At 39.1% G+C, this 4,248-nt stretch carries 5 protein-coding genes and 1 pseudogene; 4 read left to right on the forward strand and 2 right to left on the reverse strand.

The window, feature by feature from the left end; translation table 11 throughout:
* A partial coding sequence (locus H6G79_RS36115; protein WP_242048798.1) for an ATP-dependent RecD-like DNA helicase occupies positions 1-542 on the reverse strand: 542 nt, incomplete at its 3' end.
* 223 nt (positions 543-765) lie between these two features.
* Between H6G79_RS36115 and H6G79_RS36120 the strand changes: the two genes are divergently transcribed.
* Both H6G79_RS36120 and H6G79_RS36125 read left to right on the forward strand, forming a co-directional pair.
* A complete protein-coding gene (locus tag H6G79_RS36120) occupies positions 766-1,146 on the forward strand; it encodes a DUF2809 domain-containing protein (RefSeq protein WP_190595321.1) in 381 nt (126 codons plus the stop codon).
* A 158-nt stretch (positions 1,147-1,304) separates the two neighbouring features.
* A complete protein-coding gene (locus H6G79_RS36125; RefSeq protein ID WP_190595322.1) occupies positions 1,305-2,690 on the forward strand; it encodes a DUF2252 domain-containing protein in 1,386 nt (461 codons plus the stop codon).
* A gap of 106 nt (positions 2,691-2,796) precedes the next feature.
* Here H6G79_RS36125 and H6G79_RS36130 read toward each other — a convergent pair whose 3' ends face one another.
* The gene (locus H6G79_RS36130) at positions 2,797-3,654 is read right to left on the reverse strand and encodes a sulfurtransferase (RefSeq protein WP_190595323.1); all 858 of its coding nucleotides are present in this window, start codon (positions 3,652-3,654) and stop codon (positions 2,797-2,799) included.
* A gap of 123 nt (positions 3,655-3,777) precedes the next feature.
* On the opposite strand from H6G79_RS36130, the gene H6G79_RS36135 reads away from it, so the two are divergent.
* Complete coding sequence (locus H6G79_RS36135) at positions 3,778-3,963, forward strand: hypothetical protein (RefSeq protein WP_190595324.1); 186 nt, start codon at positions 3,778-3,780, stop codon at positions 3,961-3,963.
* A 109-nt stretch (positions 3,964-4,072) separates the two neighbouring features.
* A pseudogene (locus H6G79_RS37200) lies at positions 4,073-4,248 on the forward strand (RNA-guided endonuclease TnpB family protein); the annotation flags it as partial.

The following is a 4,248-nucleotide window of genomic DNA, read 5'->3' on the forward strand; positions in this document are numbered from 1 at the left end:
ATCTTGACTGCATAAGTAGTAGAGACACCATGACTTTGCAGAAATACCATCACTTCTTTGATGGCTTTTTGGGTTTCCCAGGCGTTTTTAATTAACTTGATGCGTTTTTTGGCAATGCCGTTGACTTCAATTAGTCGCTCGATTTGGGTTTCAATAATCTCTAGAGTCTCTATGCCAAAATGAGCAACAATGCGTTTGGCTGTGACTGGCCCCACACCTTTAATTAGACCACTACCTAAATACTTTTCAATGCCTGTGAGGGTGGCTGGTTTAGTTTCCTTGTAATTCACAACTTGAAACTGCAAACCATACTGGGGATGTTCGCGCCAAAAGCCGGTTAGTTGCAGCGTTTGTCCTGGTTGGATATCTGCAAAGCTACCAGTAATCGTAGTTAGTTCCTTGGCTCCTGGGCGTTGTAACCGCGCCACGGTATAACCTGACTCTTGAGAATAATAGGTCAGGCGTTCAACTACTCCCGTAATCAATTCATGTTTGGGAGTAGCGTTGACTTGTTGCTGGCTTGGTAGGGGCGTGGTGGACATCACTTTTAGGAGACGGCGCAGCAATTATACTCGATAGTGTTTTAGAAGTAATCGAGTTAGCTTTGTATAGTATTTATGTACTATATAGTAAATTATGGAGAATAGCGATGGCTGTGCCAACGTTAAGGGCAAACTTAGCGTACAATGCAACCCGTTTTGGTATGGTGATGCCAATATTATGTGTCATAGTCAAACAGGTGTTTCTTAAACGCTATCTATTCTCATGTTTACTCTCAATAAAAAGTATTTTTACTTCACAGTCATTCTATTTTCAATAGAAGTATTTATTGCTATTTTTGTCAATGAAAGTTTTATCCGTCCTTTTATCGGCGATGTTTTAGTAGTTATCCTAATTTATTGTTTTGTCAAAACTTTTTTGAAGATACATTCATCCATTGTCATTTCAGCAGTTTTGGCATTTTCTTGCACTATCGAAGTTCTCCAATATTTCAATTTTGTCAAGATTTTAGGATTACAAAAGTATAAAATTCTGGCTATTGCATTAGGAAGTACATTTGATGGGAAAGACATAATTGCTTATGCTATAGGTGCGATAACAGTCTTATTATTGGAAAATCAAACAAATATAAAAGTAAAAAGTTAAGTTTTGACTGGATTTGAGATAGTATTTACTAGCATTTATTGTTGGAGTAAGGCACATCATTTTCTCAGGATTATCGAGGGATTTTCTCAGAATTACAGAAACGATTACTCCTATACTTGTTTTCAGGATAAACATAACTTTAAAGTCTAGGTTCTATTATGTTTAGGTTAAAAAAATTCACAGTCATCGCAGTTTTAGTCTTTGCAGTTATAACTTTAGGATTTCCAGACCAGACTCAAGCTGCATTTTCCCGTTCAAGTTGGATAGAAAATCAAATCTATCAATACAATCATCCCTTTGCCTCACAATTACCGCAAGAACTAGCGACAAAGATGCAAAAGATGGCAGTTAGTCCTTTTGCTTTTTATCGAGGGACTGCTCACATCTTCTATAGTGATATGCAGACATTACCAAGTTCCGCATTTGTCAATTCTTCAACAAGAGCTATTTGGTTAGAAGGTGATATGCACCTACAAAATCTTGGGGGGATGCGGGATGCCAATGGTAACAATGTCTTTGATACCAGCGATTTTGATGAAGGTTATCTCGGCCCCTACGTCTGGGATTTACGCCGGATGGCGGTTTCAATTCTTTTAGCGGCGAAAGAAAATGGTCTTAGTTCCAATGATGCTCAAGATGTGGTGCGGAATTTTCTGGATACTTACCTCAACAAAATGGGGGATTTTAAGGGAACTAATGACGAATTATCTTACCGTTTAGAATCGAGTAATACAAATGGTGTTGTTAACGATTTAATTCAAAAGACTGCCGCCAATAGTCGTTCCAACTTTTTAAGCAAGTATACGCTAATTAATACTAGTGGCAATCGCCTCTTCCAAACCACTTCTGAACTTCAACCTTTATCTAGCAGTACCTATTCAGCTATTACTGCTGGGATGAGTAGCTACATTACTTCCATTGCTAGTAGTAAGCGTTACAGCAATAGTTATTATATTGTCAAAGATATTCGTCTCAAATTAGGCTCAGGAACTGGTAGCCTCGGCAGATATCGATATTACTTGCTAATTGAAGGCCCAACTTCTGCAACCAGTGACGATGTGATTTTAGAAATGAAGCAAGAAACTAGCAGCGCCGTAGCTATAGCTGTGCCAGAGTTGTTGCCGAGTTCTGTGTATAGTAACCATCAAGGTGCAAGAGTGAGCCTTGCTACGAAAGCCATGCTTACCAATACTGATCCTTTAGTTGGCTACACTACAGTCAACAATCTCTTTTTCTTTCTACGTGAGAAATCGCCCTACCAAGAGGATTTTGATTACAAGTTGCTCACAAGCAAATCAAAATTTCTAGATGCGATGGGATATGCGGGAAAAGTGGTAGCCAAAAACCACGCGATTTCTGACAAGGATTACAATGATGTGATCGTTCCTTACAGTGTGGATAAAGAAGTCACAGATGTCGTGGGTAATAACACTTCTGCATTTAAAAATGAGATTGTCAACTTTGCCTTAGACTATGCCACTCAAGTTGAGTATGATTATGCCAGTTTTGTTAGTGCTTTAAACCGAGGGGCAATACTCTACTAAAGCAGTTTACCGCCTCTCTCCTCGCACTTGCTTGAATTTCAGGAGAGAGGCGATCGCTTATGGTTTGGCTTTTCCTCTCTTGATTTGATGGGGGCGATCGCTCTGGTCATTGCAAGACTCTGCTATCAATCGGTAGTGAGAATTCACGAGACCATTCATTCCAAGAGCCAAAATAATTTCTGGCATCAATTCCTGCCACTTGCAGAGCAATCAGAGTATTCGCTGCTCTAGAACCTTTAAAACAGTAGACGTACACAATAGACTCTGAAGTAATACCTACTGACTGACAAATTTCTAAAATTTCCGCTTTTGAGCGAAACATGGAGATTTCCGATTCAGAATTCATGAGCCGATGCCATTCTAACCATACAGCGTTGGGAATTCTACCTTTGCGAGGACAAAAATCAACCGCGTAGGGCGAAGAACTCAACCCAAGCCATTCAGGGCGATCTCGCACATCTAATTTAATAATTGCTGGATTGTCAATTGCTTGCAACATCTCGGCGGTAGTCACTATCATCTCAGCTTTAGGATGCAATCTAAATATGCTGCTTTCACTGAATGGTATTTCATCAGTTACAGGTAATTCCGCCCTGAGCCATGCTCTATATCCTCCATGTAAAATAGATACCTGGGTGCAACCCAAAAACTTTAGTAAGAAAGCTGCTCGACAAGATTGACCATAACCTTTATTTAAAGTATCTTCATAAACGATTAACCGTTCCGCACCCGATATTCCCAGTTTGCTCATAATTTGTGCAAAATATTCTTGCATTTTTTTTAATCCGGCTGGGGAGGAATTCTCTAAAAGATAGGTAAAAAAATCTCTAATATTTATGGATTTAGGAATATGAGAAATACTATAATCTTCTGGACTTCGCGTATCGATAATGACAGACTCTGATGACTTTTGGGCTAACAAAGACATGAGTTCTTGAGGAGAAATCAGGAGTTTTGTATTCACGCTTTCATGCTTCTGTTATCGTACCATTAGGCATTATCGCGCTCGGTTGATTTGCGTTTTGGAATGCAAATCACAGAAGAATGAATGTTGAATGTTACGAGAGAACTTTTGTAGCTATGTTGTTTGAAAATTGACCAAATCAATACAAATGAGCTTGCGTTCTTAGTCATCATTTTAGATGTAATGCGATCGCTCCCAGCCCCCAATCATGAACAAAATCTACAATTTAGATTGACTGATACTGAATACGCACAACTAGCAGCCCAAGGCTACGACCCCAACCTAGAATCCGCACAACCCATAAGTTAGGATTTTTACCAAAAACATGGGTCTGAGGTTCCTTGCCCATCAAGGGCGACTTTGCTTAATTTAGGAATAATCTAAGTTTTTATCTCCATAATTTTGGTAAAATAATAATATGAAAACACTGAAGTTTAAGCTATATCAACACAAAAGAAATAGACATCTCAAGCGCATGATAAATGCTGCTGGGGTCATCTACAATCATTGTATTGCTCTACATAAACGCTACTACAGAAGGTGGGGCAAGCATTTGAGTTGTGCCAAACTTCAGTCTCATATTGCCAAATTAAG

The sequence above is a fragment of the Anabaena sp. FACHB-83 genome (assembly GCF_014697485.1).
In the GTDB taxonomy this organism is placed as follows: domain Bacteria; phylum Cyanobacteriota; class Cyanobacteriia; order Cyanobacteriales; family Nostocaceae; genus Nostoc_B.

Bases quoted from the DNA above. Each gene is read 5' to 3' on its own strand.
- H6G79_RS36120 (WP_190595321.1), top strand. From the start codon at position 766: ATGTTTACTCTCAATAAAAAGTATTTTTACTTCACAGTCATTCTATTT.
- H6G79_RS36125 (WP_190595322.1), top strand. From the start codon at position 1,305: ATGTTTAGGTTAAAAAAATTCACAGTCATCGCAGTTTTAGTCTTTGCA.